Origin of the sequence: Streptomyces sp. WELS2, from assembly GCF_013870595.1 — a bacterium.
Lineage (GTDB): Bacteria > Actinomycetota > Actinomycetes > Streptomycetales > Streptomycetaceae > Streptomyces.
In genome coordinates this window covers 16,602-35,010 of sequence record NZ_JACBWZ010000004.1, presented here as the reverse complement: position 1 = coordinate 35,010, position 18,409 = coordinate 16,602, and the positions used below count along the sequence as shown (strand labels likewise).

General features: G+C 71.7%; 16 protein-coding genes and 2 pseudogenes. 5 read left to right on the top strand and 13 right to left on the bottom strand.

Annotation, left to right across the window (positions count from 1 at the left end; translation table 11 throughout):
* Together H5J33_RS00755 and H5J33_RS00750 are read right to left on the bottom strand one after the other, a co-directional pair.
* Positions 1-310, bottom strand: a pseudogene (locus H5J33_RS00755) (UbiD family decarboxylase domain-containing protein); the annotation flags it as partial.
* A gap of 213 nt (positions 311-523) precedes the next feature.
* Positions 524-1,120: a UbiX family flavin prenyltransferase gene (locus H5J33_RS00750; RefSeq protein ID WP_181792759.1), complete on the bottom strand. Its 597-nt coding sequence runs from the start codon at positions 1,118-1,120 to the stop codon at positions 524-526.
* Between the two features lie 161 nt (positions 1,121-1,281).
* Between H5J33_RS00750 and H5J33_RS00745 the strand changes: the two genes are divergently transcribed.
* The gene (locus tag H5J33_RS00745) at positions 1,282-2,199 is read left to right on the top strand and encodes an AraC family transcriptional regulator (RefSeq protein ID WP_181792758.1); all 918 of its coding nucleotides are present in this window, start codon (positions 1,282-1,284) and stop codon (positions 2,197-2,199) included.
* A gap of 290 nt (positions 2,200-2,489) precedes the next feature.
* On the opposite strand, the gene H5J33_RS00740 is transcribed toward H5J33_RS00745, so the two are convergent.
* From H5J33_RS00740 to H5J33_RS00725, 4 genes and pseudogenes are all read right to left on the bottom strand, one after another.
* Positions 2,490-3,158 carry a response regulator transcription factor gene (locus H5J33_RS00740; protein ID WP_181792757.1) on the bottom strand — a complete coding sequence of 223 codons (669 nt, stop codon included), beginning with the start codon at positions 3,156-3,158 and terminating at the stop codon, positions 2,490-2,492.
* Positions 3,155-4,412, bottom strand: a pseudogene (locus tag H5J33_RS00735) (sensor histidine kinase). The gene H5J33_RS00740 and the pseudogene H5J33_RS00735 overlap by 4 nt, the downstream one beginning before the upstream one ends.
* Before the next feature lie 51 nt (positions 4,413-4,463).
* Positions 4,464-5,303 carry an ABC transporter permease gene (locus H5J33_RS00730; protein WP_181792756.1) on the bottom strand — a complete coding sequence of 280 codons (840 nt, stop codon included), beginning with the start codon at positions 5,301-5,303 and terminating at the stop codon, positions 4,464-4,466.
* Positions 5,300-6,238: an ABC transporter ATP-binding protein gene (locus H5J33_RS00725; protein ID WP_181792755.1), complete on the bottom strand. Its 939-nt coding sequence runs from the start codon at positions 6,236-6,238 to the stop codon at positions 5,300-5,302. Before H5J33_RS00725 ends, H5J33_RS00730 begins: the two co-directional genes overlap by 4 nt.
* Before the next feature lie 1,065 nt (positions 6,239-7,303).
* On the opposite strand from H5J33_RS00725, the gene H5J33_RS00720 reads away from it, so the two are divergent.
* A complete protein-coding gene (locus H5J33_RS00720; RefSeq protein ID WP_181792754.1) occupies positions 7,304-7,570 on the top strand; it encodes a GlsB/YeaQ/YmgE family stress response membrane protein in 267 nt (88 codons plus the stop codon).
* A 130-nt stretch (positions 7,571-7,700) separates the two neighbouring features.
* Here the strand turns inward: H5J33_RS00720 and H5J33_RS00715 are convergent, their stop codons facing one another.
* From H5J33_RS00715 to H5J33_RS00705, 3 genes are all read right to left on the bottom strand, one after another.
* Complete coding sequence (locus H5J33_RS00715) at positions 7,701-7,850, bottom strand: hypothetical protein (protein ID WP_181792753.1); 150 nt, start codon at positions 7,848-7,850, stop codon at positions 7,701-7,703.
* Positions 7,851-7,938: 88 nt separating this feature from the next.
* Positions 7,939-9,153, bottom strand: coding sequence for a glycosyltransferase (locus H5J33_RS00710; protein ID WP_181792752.1), 1,215 nt, complete (start codon positions 9,151-9,153; stop codon positions 7,939-7,941).
* A 278-nt stretch (positions 9,154-9,431) separates the two neighbouring features.
* Positions 9,432-10,388 (bottom strand): hypothetical protein, encoded by a 957-nt coding sequence (locus H5J33_RS00705; protein WP_181792751.1) that lies wholly within the window; start codon positions 10,386-10,388, stop codon positions 9,432-9,434.
* A 551-nt stretch (positions 10,389-10,939) separates the two neighbouring features.
* On the opposite strand from H5J33_RS00705, the gene H5J33_RS00700 reads away from it, so the two are divergent.
* The 3 genes from H5J33_RS00700 (at position 10,940) to H5J33_RS36995 (ending at position 13,586) form a co-directional block, all read left to right on the top strand.
* Positions 10,940-11,194, top strand: coding sequence for a hypothetical protein (locus H5J33_RS00700; protein WP_181792750.1), 255 nt, complete (start codon positions 10,940-10,942; stop codon positions 11,192-11,194).
* Positions 11,195-12,148: 954 nt separating this feature from the next.
* Positions 12,149-13,063: an SDR family NAD(P)-dependent oxidoreductase gene (locus tag H5J33_RS00695; protein WP_181792749.1), complete on the top strand. Its 915-nt coding sequence runs from the start codon at positions 12,149-12,151 to the stop codon at positions 13,061-13,063.
* Positions 13,064-13,382: 319 nt separating this feature from the next.
* Entirely contained in the window at positions 13,383-13,586 is a 204-nt protein-coding gene (locus tag H5J33_RS36995) for a hypothetical protein (protein ID WP_258564783.1), read from the top strand.
* Here the strand turns inward: H5J33_RS36995 and H5J33_RS36990 are convergent, their stop codons facing one another.
* The 4 genes from H5J33_RS36990 to metK form a co-directional block, all read right to left on the bottom strand.
* Positions 13,587-14,018 carry a Ku protein gene (locus H5J33_RS36990; RefSeq protein WP_258564782.1) on the bottom strand — a complete coding sequence of 144 codons (432 nt, stop codon included), beginning with the start codon at positions 14,016-14,018 and terminating at the stop codon, positions 13,587-13,589. It lies immediately after the preceding gene.
* A gap of 981 nt (positions 14,019-14,999) precedes the next feature.
* Positions 15,000-15,827 carry a class I SAM-dependent methyltransferase gene (locus H5J33_RS00680; RefSeq protein WP_181792748.1) on the bottom strand — a complete coding sequence of 276 codons (828 nt, stop codon included), beginning with the start codon at positions 15,825-15,827 and terminating at the stop codon, positions 15,000-15,002.
* Between the two features lie 198 nt (positions 15,828-16,025).
* Positions 16,026-16,511, bottom strand: coding sequence for a GNAT family N-acetyltransferase (locus H5J33_RS00675; protein ID WP_181792747.1), 486 nt, complete (start codon positions 16,509-16,511; stop codon positions 16,026-16,028).
* A 505-nt stretch (positions 16,512-17,016) separates the two neighbouring features.
* Positions 17,017-18,225, bottom strand: a complete 1,209-nt coding sequence (gene metK / locus H5J33_RS00670; RefSeq protein ID WP_181792746.1) for a methionine adenosyltransferase — start codon at positions 18,223-18,225, stop codon at positions 17,017-17,019.
* Positions 18,226-18,409: the final 184 nt, after the last annotated feature.

The following is an 18,409-nucleotide window of genomic DNA, read 5'->3' as shown; positions in this document are numbered from 1 at the left end:
GCCTTTCGGCCCGCGCCCCTCGGCGCAGAAAGAACATTACCCGAAGGTGGCCGGGGGCGGCGCCGGTGAGGGAGGTGAACAAGGGGGCAGGTGCGCCGGTCTCGTACGCCCGACGGGCCACGGCGCCCACTTCGAGGTGTGGATCGACGCTCCTGCCGATCTCCACCGCGTCGCCGTCAGCCAGCAGCCGTGCGACGAATGCCCGGAAGTCGAGGGCGGGGTCGGGAGCGGGGTGCTGGGAGCGGCCGGGGGCAGGGTCGAGGTCACGGCCGGTGCGGGGGGCGGGGCCGGGGTCGGAGTGCGTGGTCATGGCGCGGGCGGGCTCCTGTTCGTCTGGATGTGGGGCGGGTCGGGGTCGGGGAACGGTCAGGGGGTCGCTGGGCCGGTCAAGGGGGGCGCCGGTCACGGGTGAGCCGCCGGGCCGGTCAAGGGGGGCGCCGGTCACGGGCCGGGTGTTGGGCCGTCAGGGCGCCGCCGATCGGGACAGCGGCGTCGGGCCGGTCCGTGAACGGGACGGGGCCGGTCAGACGGTGTCGGCGGGGCGCTCGGCGCGGGCCGGGCGCATCCCGGTCCAGCGGCCGCGGGTGGGGCTCTCGACACCGAGCTGGTCGAGGACGCGTACCACCAGGTGGTCGACGAGGTCGTCGACGGTGCGCGGATGGTTGTAGAAGGCGGGCATCGGGGGAACAATGCGCACGCCCATCCGTGCGAGCGCGAGCATGTTCGCCAGGTGGATCTCGTTGAGCGGGGTCTCGCGCGGGACCAGGACGAGCGGTCCGCCTTCCTTGAGCACGACGTCCGCCGCTCGGCCCACGAGTCCGTCGGCGTGCCCGGCACGGATCCCCGCCAGGGTCTTCATGCTGCACGGCACGATCACCATGCCGTCGGTGCGAAAGGAACCTGAGGACAGCGGCGAGCCCTGGTCCTCCGGGCGGTGGGTGACGTCGGCCAGTGCGCTCACCTCGCGCACCGTGCGGCCCGTCTCCAGTTCGATGGTGGCGCGCGCCCAGCGGCTGATCACCAGGTGGGTCTCGATCCCGGGATCGGCGGCCAGCCGTTCGAGCAGCCGCACCCCGAGCACGGCCCCGGTCGCCCCGGTCATCCCCACGATCAGCCGCATCCGCCGTCCTCCTCCGCTCGGCGCACGGCCCGGTGGCCGGGTGCGCAGAATCAGTCGTCCGAGTGGGCCGTCGGCGCTAGGCGCCACGCCTGCTCCCCGGCCGTTCCACAGATCACGCTAGGGATCTCCGCATGCTGCCCGGCGATAGACTCGGGCACGAGATGAGCAGAATCGGACAGGATTCCGGCCCCATCGCCTTCCCCTTCCCCACCACACCCGGCGGGCCGCCCGGCGTGGAGGTCACCGACCTGCCCGGGCTGCTGACCAGGATCGGGCGGCTCGGTGCGACGGCCGACGCGCCCGTGCGTCTGGAGTTCCATCTCGTGATGGCCGTGCGCTCGGGGCTCCTGCGCTGCGTGGTGGACACGACCGACTGCCAGGTGGCGCCCGGAAGCTGGCTGTGGATCCGGCCCGGCCAGTTCGTACGGTTCCCGGACGGGTGCCGGGGCGGCGCGGACGTACCGGATACGGCGGTGGTGCTGTTCCAGGCGAGCTTCCTCGACGCGGCCACCGTCACCGGGGCGCAACTGGACCGCAGGGCCTGGAGGCTGCCGATGTCCCCCGCGCCGCAGGCCGCGCAACCCCTGGATCGGACGCTGGAGCTGTTGGAGGACGAGTACCACCGGCTGCGTGACCTGCCGCTGGAGGTCCACGTCGAGGTCGTCCGACATGCCCTGTCGATCCTGGTGCTGCGTCTGGCGAACCTGCCGGGCGGGCAGCGCAGGCATGCCGGGGACGCCGCCTTCCGCCGCTTCCGTGACGCCGTCGAGCAGGACTTCACCCGTCACCACCAGGTGGAGGCGTACGCGGCCCGCCTCGGCTACAGCGTGCGGTCGCTGACCCGCGCCACGAACGCCGCAGTCGGACGCGGGGCCAAGGCGTTCATCGACGACCGGCTGGTACTGGAGGCCAAACGGCTGCTGCTGCACACACAGCTCCCCGCGTCCGCGGTCGCGGACCGGCTCGGCTTCTCCAGCACGACGGTCTTCACCCGCTTCTTCCGCCACCGCACTTCGGAGACACCCCTCGGCTTCCGCAGACGCGCGCGCACGGAGACACGACGGCCCCCGCCACCGTGACCGCCGCGGCGGGACTGACCTCACCCGCCGTGGCGCACCAGGACACGACGGCCACGGCGGTCATGACGGCCACGGCGGCGATCACTCGAGGCCGCGCATCCGGCGGACCGGGCTCGCCGGCAGGACCGCCGGGCCGACCGTGCGGAGTACGGCCATGAGCGCGAGCAGGGCACGCTGGCTGCGGACGTCGACCTGCGTTCGGCTCCACCAAGACCCTCGACGTCACGATGGCCGGCCTGCGTCGGCGGCTCGCGCAGGCCGCCGGTCTTCTCGGCCCCCGCTCATCGGGTTCAGTCGGCGTTGGGCCGGGCGAGGCCGTGGTCGTAAGCGAAGATCACGGCCTGGATCCGGTCGCGGGCGCCGATCTTGGCCAGGACGCGGCCGACGTGGGTCTTGACGGTCGACTCGGAGAGCACGTACCGGGCGGCGATCTCGCCATTGGTCCAGCCCTTGCCGACGGCGACGAGGATCTCCCGCTCGCGGTCGGTGAGGGAGACGAGCCTCGGGTCCTCGGCGGCGTCACCCCGGTGGGCGGGGACGCAGCGGGCGTACTCGTCCAGGAGCCGGCGAGTGAGAGCGGGCGCGATCACGGCGTCGCCGGAGGCGACGGCGCGGATGCCGGCGAGGAGTTCCTCAGGGCGCGCGTCCTTGAGGAGGAAGCCGCTGGCCCCGGCCCGGATCGCGGCGTGGACGTACTCGTCCAGGTCGAACGTCGTGAGCACGAGGACGCGTGAGCGGCCGCCGGCGGCGACGATGCGGCGGGTGGCCGCGATGCCGTCCATGCCGGGCATGCGGACGTCCATCAGGACGACGTCCGGGCGCAGTTCGGCGGCCTTGCGGACGGCCTCCGCGCCGTGGGCGGCCTCCCCGACGACGTCGGTCTCGGGGACGGAGTCCAGCAGCAGGTGGAAGCCGTAGCGTTGCAGCGGCTGGTCGTCCACGACGAGGACGGTGGTCACCGGTCACCGCTCCGGAATGTGAGGTCGAGGACGGCATCGACGCTCCATCCTCCGCCGTCCGTCGGTCCCGCGCCGACGGTTCCGCCGTACAGAGCCGCTCTCTCCCGCATGCCCACCAGGCCGTGTCCTTGCTCGTCCGGCGGACCCGGCTGTGCGGCCGGGCCGGTGTCCTGGACCCGGATGCTCAGCCGGGTGTCCGTCACGGCGACCGCCACGTGCACCCGGGTGTCGTCGGCGGCGTGCTTCATGGTGTTGGTGAGGGCTTCCTGGACGATGCGGTACACCGTCAGCTGAACCCCGCCGTCCAGGGCCTCGATGTCGCCGGAGGTCCGGTAGACGACCTCCAGTCCGGCGGCGCGCACCGTGGCGCACAGGGCGCCGATGTCCGCGGTGCCGGGCTGCGGGCTGAGCTCGGGGCCGCCTGCCGGACCGTCCCTGGCCTCGCGCAGTACGCCGAGCACGCGCCGCAGCTCGCCGAGGGCCTGCCGGCCGGTGTGGCCGATGAGCTGCAGCGTCTCCTTGCCCCGTTCGGGTGCGGCGTCCGTGGCGTAGGCGCCGGCGTCGGCGAGCGTGATGATCACGGACAGGTTGTGGCCGACGATGTCGTGCATCTCGCGCGCGACCCGGGTGCGTTCGGTGGCCGTGGCCAACCGGTTGCGCTGATCGCGCTCGATTTCCAGGCGGGCGGCGCGCTCCCGTAGTCCGGCGAGCTGGGCCCGGCGGATTCGCACCATGAGGCCGAGCGCGAGGGCCGCCGTCGCCGTGCTCAGCAGGAAGAACAGCGCGTCCCAGACGGACACGGCCGAGGACGCGCGGACCGCGACCAGCAGCATGGCTCCCGCCATGACCGCGCCGGCCCACGGCAGCTGCCGCAGCCGCCCGTGCAGGGCCAGGCTGTACAGGGCGACGAAGAGGGCGATGTCCGCGCGCAGCACCGCGCCCAGGGACCATTGGAGGACGAACACCGTGGCGATGACACCCGAAGGCCGTCATGGGCTTGCGTCGCCGCCACAGCAGGGGCACTACCAGTCCTGCCTGCAGTGCCAGCATTCCCGCGACGGACAGCTCGGTGAAGGCGAGCCGGAAGCGGCGCGGGCCGTCGCCGTCGTCCATACCGCCGCGCAGCAGGTCGGGCAGGCAGAACATCAGAAAGACCACGATCACGACCGCGGTGTCCAGCACCCACGGATGTGTCCGGTCGGCCTGCCGCAACCGCTGGCCACCCCGGGACAGCCGGGCGACCAGCGGTCCCATCCCGCTGAGGTCATCGGTGGTCACGGACGTCACCTGTCCATGGTGCGGGCGTCAGACGTCGGTGCGCGCGAGCCGGTACGCCGCGCCGCCCAGCGCGAGCGCCGTCCAGCACAGGAAGACCAGCAGCCCGGCCCCCGGGGACAGGATCGTCGAGTCGTGTGTCAGCGCGAACATCGACTCACCTGCGTTGGACGGCAGGTAGGGGCTGATGCCGTCCCGCCAGGAACTCGGCAGCAGGGAGATCAGCCCCGGGATCAGCATCAGAGCGGCGACCAGCACCGAGATCCCCCCGGCCACCGACCGCAACAGCGCGCCCAGCGCGACCCCGATCACCCCGACGAGGCCGAGGTAGAGCCCGGCGCCCAGCAGGCTCCGCAGTACACCGGCGTGCGAGAGGCTCATGGCCGCGGGGGTGCCCGCGACGATTCCACTGCCGAACAGGAAGGCGACGAACCCGCCCACCGTGCCCAGGACCAGTGCGACCGCTCCGAAGACCACCGCCTTGGACCACAGCACGGGCAGCCGGCGGGGGACCGCCACGAGGGTGGAACGGATCACGCCGGTCGAGTACTCCCCCGCCGCGACCAGCACGCCGAGCACGCCCAAGGCCGGCTGGGCGAAGTTCGTACCGAAGAGGGACAGGCTGACGGCCGTCGAATCGGCGAAGTCCCGGTCCACGTGGCCGGAGTCGCTCCCCGACTTGTAGCGGCTCGCGGAGATCAGGCCGAAGGCCACCAGGAACAGCAGGCCGAGGCCCAGGGTGATCCACGTTGAGCGCAGGGACCACAGCTTGGCCCACTCGGAGGCGAGCACGCGCCGTCCTGTCACCCGGTACGCGGGGCGGGCGGCCGTGGTCCTGGGGTCCTCCGCAGTTGCGGTGAGGGTGCTCATGCGGGCCTCCCGAGGGTGTCGATGCCGGTCGTGGTGCCGTGGTACTCCACGGCATCCCTGGTCAGATCCATGAACGCCTCCTCCAGCGACACGCTCCGCGCGCTCAGCTCGAACAGCGCGATGCCGTGCTCGGCGGCCCTCAGCCCGATCTCACGGGCGGTCAGCCCGGTCACCTGCAGCTCCTCGGAACCGATCCGGCCGGTGATGCCGACGTCGGGCCCGGCGAGCACGTCTCGCAGCCGGGCCGGGTCCTGGGTGACGACCTTCACCGTGTCCCCGCCGGCCTCGCGGATCAGGTCTGTCACGGTCGTGTCGGCCAGCAGCCGCCCGCGCCCCACGATGATCAGGTGGTCCGCCACCAGGGCCATCTCGCTCATCAGATGGGAGGACACGAACACCGTCCGGCCCTCGTCGGCGAGTCGTTTCAGGAGGTTGCGGATCCAGAGCACCCCTTCCGGGTCCAGCCCGTTGACCGGCTCGTCGAGCATCACCGTCTGCGGGTCGCCCAGCAGCGCGGCCGCGATGCCCAGCCGCTGGCCCATCCCGAGTGAGAAGGCGCCGGCCCGCTTCTTCGCCACGCTGTCGAGCCCGGCGAGGCCGATGACCTCGTCGACCCGGCTGCCGGGAATGCCGTGGGTGAGCGCGAGCGCTTTGAGGTGGCTGTACGCCGAGCGGCCGGGGTGGATCGACTTCGCCTCCAGGAGGGCGCCGACCTCCTGCAGCGGCGCCCGGTGGTGGGCGTAGGGGTGGCCGTTCACGGTGACGGAGCCGCTCGTCGGGGCGTCGAGGCCGACGATCATGCGCATGGTCGTGGACTTACCCGCACCGTTGGGCCCCAGGAAGCCGGTCACCGTGCCGGGCCTCACCACGAAGTCCAGCCCGTCGACGGCCGTCTTCTCGCCGTACCTCTTGGTCAACCGCCGTGCGTCGATCATTCGCGTTCTCCCTGTCGGGCTTCGGCGTCCGTCACTTCGGACGCCTCACCGGCAACGCTAGGTGCCGATCACCCGAATCCGGTGGTACCGGGGGCTGAACCGCGACGGGCGCGTAGTACCGCGGTACTACGCCTACCTGCGGTATTTCCGTGTTCGTCGGCTCCGCCGTGGTGACAGCGGGCGTCCGGCCTCTGCGGAGGGCGCCCCGCACCGGCGGGCCCCGGCACCCCGGCGTCCGCCGCACACTGGGCACGTTCCGAACGCACCGACCATCCCGGCCGTCACTCGCCGGTGGGCGGCAACGACACCGAGCTGACCGTCGCCCTGGGGATCGTCCGCCCATGGCAGGACATCACCGCGGCATCTCGGGACCACCCAGAGCGGCGCGTGCACGCTGCGGACCCCCTCGGTGTCCGGCCGGCATCACAGTCGGAGCTGCGAACCAGCAGCCCCAGCACGAGCAGGCCGGGGAACAGTGGCAGCCAGGCCTTCGGCCTTCTCCGGAACGGTGCACGCGACACCTCGTCCGCGTAGGTAGGCACGGTTCACTCGAGAGCCGTAGGCCTTGTCGGCACGGACCTTGTCCGGCTTGGCGCGGGACCGACCCGGGCCGATGCGGGGCACCGGGATGCCGTCCAGCACGGGCTGGAACTGCGGGCTGTCGTCTGTCCGACCCTCACGAGCAGGGACAGAGGCTACAGAGGCTTCTGTCCCTGTTCGACCGCAAGGTGCAGCTCGGTGGAGTCCACGCTGACATCCACGTGATCAGGCCCTTCGCATCTGCCGGAGGGTTGCCGAAGGTGAGGTGCCCCAGGGCGGGTGACCGGTGACGGCGAGCCTGGATCGATTGCCATCGAAGGTGGACCAGTCACCGAATCCGCCGTCGCCCGGATCGGCCGACGGGCGGGATGGGCCAGTCGGAGGGAACAGCACCTGATCGCGTGTGGAGTGATCCCGAACGGATATCCGTATGTCGCCGGCCGTCCGCGCGGAGCGACCGGCACACGGCCCCGGCGCAACCCCCGTCGGGCCCCCACAGCACATCTACAGCAAAGGACGCACACCGTGGGCATCATCGCCTGGGTTCTCATCGGCCTTATCGCAGGCGCCATCGCCAAGGCACTCACGCCCGGCAAGGACCCGGGTGGCTGCCTGGTCACGATGCTGATCGGCATCGTCGGCGGTCTGCTCGGCGGCTGGCTCGGCAAGGTGATCTTCGGCGTGCACTCCATCAACGGCTTCTTCCATCTCTCGACGTGGATCGCTGCGATCGTTGGCTCGGTGATCGTGCTCCTGCTGTACCGCCTCCTCACCGGACGGCGTTCGCGCTGACCGCGGCCGGCGCTCCGCGTCCGTCCGCAGCCGGATTCCTCGCAGCCATGTCCCCGAGGGCGTCGAGTCCTGAGCCGACACCGCACTGCGGGCGGACACTACGCCCCTGAGCTGCGTCACGGGTCAGCGGTCACATACACGGCCGGCAGACGGCGCGGGTCGCGGAGCTCATGCGGAACGCGGGTGGGACGGCGGCGCAGTCGCAGATGTCGCTGTGGTCGGGGTCGTCCTCGCCGGCGTGGTACGTCTCGCCGAAGGACAGCTCGGTCCACGCGCACACGGCGGCGAGCAGCTCATGACTTTGGAAGGCGAACGGGGCGGGACGGCGTTCGAATCGTCCGCGTGTTTCGGCGGCACCGGGTGCGGCTTCACCCGGCATTCGTTGAGCCGATGTGGGCGAGCAGCGAAGCGGTGCCGTCCTCCGCGGCGATCCCGCGGGCGAGTTCGGCCGCGAGACGGCGGTGGGACGGCTCGGACAGGCAGGCCGTGATCGCGTCGCCGAGGGCTTCGGCGGTGAGCTCCTGGAACGGCACGGGCCGCGGGGCAACTCCCAGCGCGTGGAGCCGAGACGCCCAGAACGGCTGGTCGGCCATGACGGGAACGGGCACTGCGGGCACACCGGCCCGCAGTCCGGCTGCGGTGGTACCTGCCCCGGCATGGTGGACGACGGCAGCGGTGCGAGGGAAGAGCCAGTCGTGCGGGATGTCGCCGATGGCCAGGACGTCGGCGCCGCGGCCGTTCAAATCGGCCCACCCCGCCTGTACCACGGCACGCACGCCTGCCCGCTTCACCGCCGCGGCCACCAGCTCGCTGAGCCGTTCCCCCTGCCCCGCCGCCATACTGCCGAATCCGACGAACACCGGGGGCGGACCGGCCTGGAGGAAGTCGACCAGTTCGGCCGGGGGCTGCCAGCCGTCCGGCCGCGCGGGCCACCAGTAGCCCGCCACTTCGACCCACGACGGCCAGTCCTCAGGGCGCGGCACTACCAGCGGGCTGAAGCCGTGGAAGACCGGCCGAACGTCCACCGGTGCCGAGGGGGCGCCCGCAGGCAGGCCGAGGCGAGCGCGCAGGCGGGTCACAGCGCCCGCGAAGACCCCTTCCGCGCGCTTCAGCACATCCCGGCCGGCGGCGAGGTTGCCCTCTGGCCCCGGGTCATCGATGCTCCGTGCGTTGGGCAGCGGGAACTCTCCGGTGGCGAAGGACGGTGCGAGGTAGGTACCGATGACGGGGACGCCGAATGCGTCGCCGGCCACCCGGCTGAGCGGTGCCGGGCCGAAAGCAGTGAGCAGTAGCTCGGCTCCGCCCGCCACGGCTTCCGCCACCCCATCGGCGAGCCCGTCCGCGTACGCCCTCGTCAGCGCCTGAGCCTCATCGCGCGACGCCGCACGGGCCAAGTCCCGGATCAGCCCCCGCGGGTCTCCCGGCACGGGCCGGTAGCCGAGACCGCACCCGCCGACCAGTGCGGCGAGGGACGGGTGAGTGGCCACGTCGACCTGATGGCCCGCATCCAACAGACACCGCCCCAGTCCCGTGAAAGGCGCGACGTCTCCGCGTGAACCAGCGGTGATGATCAGAATTCGCATGGAGCGATTCTCCTCGGCGAGTGCCGTCCGGCCGCCGCCGCCGGCCACGGGGTCCCGCAGCCCAGCCGGCTACCACATTCAAGAGTCGATGCGCGCTGTCGTTGCTCATGAACATCGAACACCGCCACGCCGTCGTGCTGCTCAAAGCCACGTACATCCGCTGTCGAAACCCGTGAACAAAGCCACCCGGCTCCCTGTGGGGAACGACGCTTGCCGGTTGCCTGTGAGGCACCGCAGCCCCGGCACAGCTCCGGTGACGTCCGGTGAGCGGTGCAGGCTCACGTGACGAGCACGGCCGTGACGGCGAACCCGACGAGGAGAAGCAGGACGGGCCCCAGCGGCAGTCCTTGGTCGCTCCGTGGGCTCGCTTCAGCAGGCCGCAGTTCCGGGTGGACGTGCAGAGCAGAGACCTCCTCTGTCATGCGGACATCGGAACCGGTATCCGAGAGGGCCTTCAGGAGCGGTTTCTCGCTGGTTCGGGGGCGTCGGACCGGGCCGACGGTGCGGATCACGACCGGGTCCCCCGCGCGGTCCGTCGTGACTACGCGCAGGGCCGGCACTGGCGCGCGGCGCAGCGCCGCGGCGCGGCGGCGGGCGAGGACGCCCACCGTGAGGAAGGAGAGTCCGGGCAGCCCGGCCGTCAGGGCCAGCAACTGCCAGCCGAAGGCGTCGTACGGCTCCGCCACCAGGCGTCGCCACGAGCCGTCCTCCAGCACGGTCACCGTGCTGCCGACGACGTGGTCCTCGGGGTAGAAGGCGTCGACGGTGATGCGCCGTTCGTCAGCGGTGCGGACGCGCACCGTCTCCTCGCCGCGGTGGGTCACCGTCGCCGTGATGTGCGCGGCCCGGTCCGCGTGTCGTTCGTCCGCGCGGATGCCGCTCAGCCCCAACAGCACGGCACCTGCGGTCACGGCGCACCGGACCAGCCCGGCGGCGAGCGGGATGCTGCCTCGCACGAGTGGGCCGACGGGCTCCGGCAGCCGATACCGCACTCCGGCGGCCCGTTCCACGAGCCGCCGCTGCCCGGACCGGGCGGCCAACCGTCCGCGGGCCGCCGCCCAGCCAAGGATCAGGGCCTCGATCACGGCGAAGTTCGCGACCTGGGACGTCCGGTCGGCGCCGGGCAGCTCTCTCCACGCCACCATCGCCGCCAGCGCGGGTGCTGCGATCAGCGTGAGCTCCGGAAGGCGGGCGAACCAGTACAACAGGCCGACGGCCAGACCCACTTCCGTCATGCCGCCCCAGTCCGGACCGCAGGGCGCCGCATCGCTGCACGACGGTACCGGCTCCGCCGCGATCGCCCATACAACGGTGATCAGCAGCGCCGACACGGACCACACAGGCCGGGCCCAGGATGCGGGGCGGGCCCGGTCCAGAGGGCGGCATCGGTAGACGACCACGCAGGCGTACCTGCCGGAACGGAGCCCGACGGTATCGGGACGGGAGTTTCGGACACGCGAGGATTATGCGGCAGGAGACCGCCGCCACCGGACCGGTTTCACGCGTACCGCCTTCGCCCCGAAGCCACAGCGTCGAGCTCCGGCCGGCAAGAACCCACGGCCACCCGGTGATCCCCAACTGCGCCTCGGCTCCGCAGGCTTGTGAGCCTGCGGAGCCACGTCGCAGCGATCGGCAGTCGCATCGGTGACAACAAGCCTGCCTATGTGACGACTATCGCGCTTCGGCTCGGCATACGGTTCGTCGGCGCGGTGTCCGGACCGCTCTCCTGCCCATGCACCCTGCTGTTCGGCCGCTACGACACGGTCGGCCGGCTGCGCTACGTCGGATGCCGCACCGTCCTGTCGGCCCAGACGGGCAGGACCGTGGCGGGCCGGGGCACCCATGGACGGGGCGGGCGTTCTCGGGCGGGTGGGGCAGCGCCGGAACCCTCGATGTCGTCCTGGTCGAGCCGGCCGTGATGGTGGAGGTGTCCGTGGACGCGGCCGTCGGCACCACCGGGTGGTGGCGCCATCCGGTGTGCGTTCACCGCGCCCGCACCGACCTGGCCCCCGAAGAGGTCGATCCGCCACCGGCCCCCTGACCGTCCGACGGTGGCTCCTGGGCGGCGCTGGACCCGGCCACCGGGGCGACGCGCTGGCAGGTCGCCGATCCGTACACGCCGTTGGACATCGGTTTCGTCAGCGCCGTCGACGGGCGTCGTCTTCAGCGGCGGCGAGGGCGACGACGACACGATGTTCGCCCGTGACACCACCGACGACTCGGTCCTGTGGCGCTTCCCCAGCGGCGGAGCCGTGGTGGGCGGCACGGCGATCGCGGGCAGCACACTCTACTGGGGGTCGGGCTACTGGTTCGGCCTGTGCGACGACGGCACGTACTCCTGGCCCACGACAACAAGCTGTACGCCTTTTCCGCGACGTAGTACTGCCGACGGCGTTCGTCGTGACGGGTGGAGGGTCTCGGTGGGGTGTGGACCCATCGTTCGTGGTGGCTTGTGCGGGCCTGGTGTCGTCGTCGCGAGACCTGAGGCACCCGGCATGCTCCGGCAGGACCCCGTTGCCGAGCAGGGAGCCGGGGCCGACTCGGTTCCGACTCCCTCGCCCTCCGCCGCGCCCCTGACGTGGCCGGTGACCGGATACCTCGGGGATCCGGCGGCGGCCCGCGACGCGCTCACCGTCGGCTGGCTGCGCAGCGGCGATCTGGCCCGGAACCGTCCGGGCGACGGTCTCGTCGAACTGTCCGGCCGCGCGCAGCAGTTGATCTCGCGCGGCGGCGTCAATTCATCTTGCGCAGGGCCTCGGCGGTCCTGGCCTTGCCCCGTGGTCTGTAGTGCTCGCCGCAGAGCACTCCTGGAAGATCAGGCGGGCCCACCCCGCCCTCCACCTCGCCACCATCCTCATCCGGGCACCATGCTGACCAAGGAGACAGAACCCAGCCCCTGTCGGATGTTTGTCGGTGATCTGTCGGAGGCCAGCGGCACTGTGGACGCCGGGCTGCTCCGCCGGAGCCGCCGTCGCACCTCACAGGAGCTCTCGCCATGTCTCAGACCCCCTCCGCCGCTGACCGCGTGTATCTGGTCACCGGCGGCAATGCAGGTATCGGGTACTTCACCGCCGAGGCGTTGACCGTTACCGGCGCCACCGTCGTGCTGGGCAGCCGGAGCACCGAGCGTGCCGAGGCCGCCATGCACGCGATCCGGGCGCGGGTGCCCGGTGCGCGGGTGCGGTCGGTGGGCCTGGACCTCGCCGACCTCGACTCACTTCAGGGAGTCGCGGAATCCTTGCGGGTGGAGCGCCTCGACGCGGTGGTCCACAACGCCGGCGTCCTCCTCGAAGGGCCGGAGCGGAGGGAGACGCGGGACGGCCATGAGGTGCATTTCGGAACCAACCACCTCGGGCACTTCGCGCTCACCCACTGGCTGCTGCCGCTGCTCGAGGCCGCGCCGAGCGCCCGCGTTGTGACCGTCGGCAGCTTCGCCGCCAAGTCCGAGCGGCTCAACCTGGACGATCTGCAGTCCCGGGCCGACTATCGCGCCAAGGGCGCCTACAGCCGGTCGAAGCTGGCTCAGATGTACTTCGGCCTGGAACTCGACCGCCGACTGTCGGCCGCGGGCAGCACAGTGTCAAGCGTGGTGGTTCACCCTGGCGGTGCGCTGGACTCGCTCACCCCGTCGCGCCCGCCGGTCCATGTGCGGAAGGCCGGGGCAGCGCTGCGCGGGGCGGCCGCCGCGCTCGTTCTCCAGGGCAAGCATGCGGGTGCCCGGCCCGCGGTCCGGGCGGTCCTCGACCCTGAGATCGGCGGGGGCGAGCTGTGGGGCCCGCGCGCCTTCGGGCTGCGGGGGCGGCCGCACCGTGAGCGGTTGTGGGACCAGCTGGAGAATGTCGAAACGGCACGTCGACTGTGGGAGGCGAGCGCGGAGCTGACCGGCGTCGCGCCTGCCGTTGCCGTCTGAAGCACTCAACCCGCCCATTCAAGCGCTCCGTCACGCCGGACCGTATCGGTACGCGCTCGCTCGCGTAGGCGGATGTTCACGCGGCCACCGCTCGTGAAGCAACTCGAAGACGGGGTGGAACGCGTGCGGACGGCCCTGGCGGACGTGGAAGAGGGGCACCGGCGCCGGGTGATCGGCCTCGAGGGATCCACCGGATGACCGGCCGGGTGATCGAGTGCCCGATCGACGAGATGAACCGGCCGCGCGGGTCGAAGCACGCGGCGCTGCGGATTCCGCCGTCCAGGCCGGAGGTCGAGCCGCGGTTCGCCGGGGCGGCGAGTTGGCGACCTGCCGGAAGTCCGGCCCGACCGCCCGGAACCACACCGCCGCCAAACTGATGTCCCGGGTCGGGCTGCGGGTCAGCGAGGCGTGCAAGCTCGATCTGGCGGACATCAAATGGGACCTGGGCCGCTTCGGCAAGCTCCACGTCCGCCACGGCGAAGGAGCCGGGGCTCGGGGCCGGGCGAGCGGGTGGTTCCCCTGATCAACGGCGCCGACCGCACGCTGCGGTGGTTCGTCGAGGACGTCTGCGGCCGGAACGACGACGGCAACACCCGCCCCGGTGACCCCTGTTGCCCTCTGAACGCAGACGCGCCGACGGCTCCTCGGGCCGGTCCGGGACGATGCCCTGCGCGGCGGCCATGAGGGCGAGGGCGCCGGCGGTTTCCTCCTCGCAGACCTCGGTGGGCCACGGCAGGAGCTCGGTGGGGTCGCGGATCTCGTCGGGCCAGTGCATGGCGTGCAGGACCCGGACGTCATCGCGCACCCGCAGCAGGCTCAGGCGCCCACGGCCGGACCAGGTGTACTTCGCGACGGCCCCCTTCGCCGAACGGGACAGGGCCTTGACCAGCAACTTGTACGGCTTGGCCCCGACCTGGCCGACGGGCTGGAGGTGGAGTCCCCAGGCGATCCGCATCGGGGCGACCGACTCCAGCGGCAGGAGACAGGAAACGGGGCAGCCGAAGGCGACGCCGGACAGGAGGCAGTCAGGCAGGCGGATCGCCGGTGACGGCCGGCGAAGTCGTTGTCCTGATCCGGCGGTAGGTCCTGAAGCCGTACGCGGTCAGTCCTGCCCAGACGACGGTGCTGACCAGAGGCCACCACAGATCCCGTCCTCCCTCACCCCGGGCGAGATTGACGGCCCAGTTCACCGCCCAGCTGACCGCAAGTACAAGCGCCCCCCACCTGGCCCACCGCCAGATTCCCATGGTTCCCCGGGCACGCGCTTCCTGGGAACTCCGCTTGTCCTGCCGCGATCGTGTGTCATCCATACCTACGCGCCTACCCCCTGCCCGTCCCTCACCTCCCGGTCCCTGAGGGATGGCCGAAAACGGACGGACCCACCCGGCTTCGGAGATACACACAGGTGATCTGGGGAGGGGCCGGCCAGCAGTCAGAAACCTCGTTCTGGTCGGCGCGCGAGTGCCAGCCTTCGCCGAACGGGTTGCGCAGATGCGCGCCACGGTGACGATGTCGCCCGCCGCCGGACCGAGGACGGCAAGGCCCCGGCCCATCCATCGCCCGGCCAGGACCCCGGCTCAAGGCGCGGTCGGCCGGCGCCGACAGCCGGTCCGCCCAGGCACGGCCGCCACCTGCCGGGTGCTCACGCAACTGTTGCAGCCGTGCCACGAGCACGTACTCGGCCCGTGCGCTTCCGGGCCATGTGGGCGGCCTTCGTCACGCGCAGGATGATCACCGGGGGGCGGTGTTGACGATCGACTCGCGGACGTTCTAGCCGCTGTTCCCACCGGCAACTTGGGGCGCTCCGAAAGCGTCCAGGACTGATGTCAGTCCGGGCCGTACAGAACGATCAGTGAGGCCAGCAGCGCTGCGGCTGCCAGTGAGAGGCCCAGCAGACGGTGCCGTTTCCGTGCACCGCCGCCGGAAGGGAGGAGGCTCAACGAACGGCCAGCAGGCTGTACAAGAGGGGGATCCGCGGCTCGGGCAGCCGCCACCAGCCAGTGTCCGTGCGGACCATCCGCGGCCAGCGCGGCCAGGGGAGCTCGTCGCTCTCCCGCAGTCGCCGGATGCCCATTCCCGCATCCGTCAACGCGTTCACGACCTCTCCCAGGCCGTGCATCCACTCGTAACTGTCCGTGGCGTCCTCGACGGCCGGGCCGTCGGTGTACGTGTGGGTGGCGTCCCGGTGCACCGGACCGGAGCCCCCCAGGTAGTCGTGGCGCAGCAGCAGTTCCGGTCCCTCACCGGGATCCGGTTTCGGGCCGAGCGCGTTGAGCAGCGGGTGGAACTCCACGACGTACAGCCGCCCGCCCGGCCGCAGAAGGCTGGCCACGACATCCGCCCACCGGTCGAGGTCGGGCAGGTAGCACAGGGCGCCCTTGCCGGTGTAGACGACGTCGAACCGCCGGCCCTCGAGCGCCGCCACGGCGTCGTACACGTTGGCCTGGACGTAGGTGACGTCGAGGCCCGACTTCGCGGCGAGGTCCCGCGCGGCCGTCACGGACGCCGCCGAGAAGTCCAGGCCGACCGCCCGGGCTCCACGCCGGGCGAGAGCGAGCGTCTCCGTGCCGAGGTGGCACTGGAGGTGCAGCACGTCCCGGCCGGACAACTCGCCGAGGTCCTCCCATTCGAACGCGGCGAACCAGCGCTCCGGGTCCAGGTCCTCGTCCAGGCCGTAGAACCGGCTGGCGACATGGACCGGAGTGCGGGCGTCCCAGTTCGCCTGGTTGGCGCGCATCAGCCGCGCGTGCTCGGCGGAAGTCATGAGGACATCCAACCGCGCCCCGGCCGCGCGGGGAGGAGAACCGGAAAAATGCCATCAGGATGACGGCTTGGCCCGCGGCGCGCCCGGTGATATCGGCGGCCGGGGTGGCGTGGGCGGTGGCGGGCAGAGCAGGACCGGCGACGGCGGCGGCCCGGGCGAGGCGCACGACGAAGCCCTTCCGGAGATCACTGATCGTGGTCAGGGCCGGCCGCCCTGGCCTCCCAGGGCGTTCAGCGCTTCGTCCGTGAGCCGGTACACCGCCCACTCGTCCTGGGGGCGGGCGCCCAGTGCCTCGTAGAAGTCGATCGCGGGCCGGTTCCAGTTCAAGACCGACCATTCCAGGCGCTCGTAGCCGCGTGCGACGCAGATGTGGGCGAGCTCCGTCAGCAGGGCCTTGCCGTGGCCGCCGCCGCGGGCCTCGGGGCGGACGTACAGGTCCTCCAGGTAGATGCCGTGCACGCCCCGCCAGGTGGAGAAGTTGAGGAACCACAGCGCGAAGCCCACGACCTCGCCGTGGGCGTCCTCGGCCACGTGTGCGTAGGCGGCCGGGCGCTCGCCGAACAGGGCCTCGGTGAGCTGTTCCTTCGTCGCCCTGGCCTCGTCGAGTGCCTTTTCGTACTCGGCGAGCTCGCGAATCAGCGTATGGATGACGGGAATGTCGGCGGGGGTCGCGGTACGGATCATGCCCCGAGTCTCACACACGGTGCCCGCCGGGCCCGTCGGCCGGTACCGCCCGGTCCTGGGTGGACCGGCTCCGGTGGCCTGTGCCCGAATCGGGCCGGCAAGCCCGCCCGGCACTCCGTGCTCGGCCTCGCTGTTTGCTCGCCGCACATCCGGCAGCGACGACACGCCGCTCCCGGCCGCGCGAGGTGAGCGCCCGGCACGCGCCACGGTCCGTCCCCGCACGCCCGGACAGTGCTTGTGCCGGCATGCCCGGGGGTCTGCGCAACGGCCCTGCTCCCCTCGTGAAGGAACCGGGACGACCAGCGCGAGCTGCTCCGGCGGCGCCCCTTCGGCCCCACCGCCCCCGTCTGTCCGGGACACCCCGTTCTCGCTGCTCACGCCTGCATTCTTACCAAACGGCACCGACAACGCCCGGTCGGCCGGCACGGCCACCGCCGTCCCGCGACACGCCGAGGCCCGGCCCCCCTGGTGGGGAGCCGGGCCTCGGCGGACAGGCGGGTGCGGGTTACAGGCCCGCGGCGGCGCGCAGGGCGTCGACGCGGTCCGTGCGCTCCCAGGTGAAGTCGGGCAGCTCGCGGCCGAAGTGCCCGTACGCGGCGGTCTGGCCGTAGATCGGGCGGAGCAGGTCGAGGTCGCGGATGATCGCGGCCGGGCGGAGGTCGAAGACCTCGTCGATCGCCTTCTCGATCTTCTCGGGGTCGATCTTGTGGGTGCCGAAGGTCTCCACGAACAGACCGACCGGCTCGGCCTTGCCGATGGCGTAGGCGACCTGGACCTCGCAGCGCGAGGCCAGACCGGCCGCCACCACGTTCTTGGCGACCCAGCGCATCGCGTACGCCGCCGAGCGGTCCACCTTGGACGGGTCCTTGCCGGAGAAGGCACCGCCGCCGTGCCGCGCCATGCCGCCGTAGGTGTCGATGATGATCTTGCGGCCGGTCAGGCCCGCGTCGCCCATCGGGCCACCGATCTCGAAGCGGCCCGTCGGGTTGACCAGCAGGCGGTAGCCCTCGGTGTCGAGCTTGATGCCCTCGTCCAGCAGGGCCTTCAGCTCCGGCTCCACGACGAACTCGCGGATGTCGGGCGCGAGCAGCGACTCCAGGTCGATGTCGGAGGCGTGCTGGGAGGAGACCACCACCGTGTCCAGACGGACGGCCTTGTCACCGTCGTACTCGATGGTGACCTGCGTCTTGCCGTCCGGGCGCAGGTAGGGGATGGTGCCGTTCTTGCGGACCTCGGACAGCCGCTTGGACAGGCGGTGCGCCAGGAAGATCGGCAGCGGCATCAGGGTCGGCGTTTCGTCCGACGCGTAGCCGAACATCAGGCCCTGGTCGCCCGCACCCTGCCGGTCCAGCTCGTCCTCGTCGCCCTCGACCCGGGCCTCGTACGCGGCGTCGACACCCTGCGCGATGTCCGGGGACTGCGCGCCGATGGACACCGACACGCCACAGGAGGCGCCGTCGAAGCCCTTCTTGGAGGAGTCGTAGCCGATGTCCAGGATCTTGTTGCGGACGAGGGTCGCGATGTCCGCGTAGGCCTTGGTCGTCACCTCGCCGGCCACGTGCACCAGGCCGGTGGTGATGAGCGTCTCCACGGCGACCCGGGAGGTCGGGTCCTCACGCAGAAGCGCGTCGAGAATGGTGTCGCTGATCTGGTCAGCGATCTTGTCGGGGTGACCCTCGGTCACGGACTCCGAGGTGAACAGGCGACGGGACACAACGCTCCCTGTGGTTGCAGCGGCTGCTGGCTGATCATTTGCGATCGGCGCGGGGCTGCGCCCGGCGCCGACCGTGAACAGTTTATCGGTCGCACTCCGCCGACGGGCCACCCGTCTCGCCTCTCGGGAACGCTGTGACCTGCGGCACGGGCATTCTGCCCAATGTCCGGCGGCCTTGGCCAGG

Excerpts from the sequence above, each read along its gene's own strand:
- H5J33_RS00750 (WP_181792759.1), bottom strand. The coding sequence starts at position 1,120 with ATGCGGCTGATCGTGGGGATGACCGGGGCGACCGGGGCCGTGCTCGGG.
- H5J33_RS00745 (WP_181792758.1), top strand. The coding sequence starts at position 1,282 with ATGAGCAGAATCGGACAGGATTCCGGCCCCATCGCCTTCCCCTTCCCC.
- H5J33_RS00730 (WP_181792756.1), bottom strand. The coding sequence starts at position 5,303 with ATGAGCACCCTCACCGCAACTGCGGAGGACCCCAGGACCACGGCCGCC.
- H5J33_RS00725 (WP_181792755.1), bottom strand. The coding sequence starts at position 6,238 with ATGATCGACGCACGGCGGTTGACCAAGAGGTACGGCGAGAAGACGGCC.
- H5J33_RS00710 (WP_181792752.1), bottom strand. The coding sequence starts at position 9,153 with ATGCGAATTCTGATCATCACCGCTGGTTCACGCGGAGACGTCGCGCCT.
- H5J33_RS00705 (WP_181792751.1), bottom strand. The coding sequence starts at position 10,388 with ATGACGGAAGTGGGTCTGGCCGTCGGCCTGTTGTACTGGTTCGCCCGC.
- H5J33_RS00700 (WP_181792750.1), top strand. The coding sequence starts at position 10,940 with ATGCCGCACCGTCCTGTCGGCCCAGACGGGCAGGACCGTGGCGGGCCG.
- H5J33_RS00695 (WP_181792749.1), top strand. The coding sequence starts at position 12,149 with ATGTCTCAGACCCCCTCCGCCGCTGACCGCGTGTATCTGGTCACCGGC.
- H5J33_RS36990 (WP_258564782.1), bottom strand. The coding sequence starts at position 14,018 with ATGCGGATCGCCTGGGGACTCCACCTCCAGCCCGTCGGCCAGGTCGGG.
- H5J33_RS00680 (WP_181792748.1), bottom strand. The coding sequence starts at position 15,827 with ATGACTTCCGCCGAGCACGCGCGGCTGATGCGCGCCAACCAGGCGAAC.
- H5J33_RS00675 (WP_181792747.1), bottom strand. The coding sequence starts at position 16,511 with ATGATCCGTACCGCGACCCCCGCCGACATTCCCGTCATCCATACGCTG.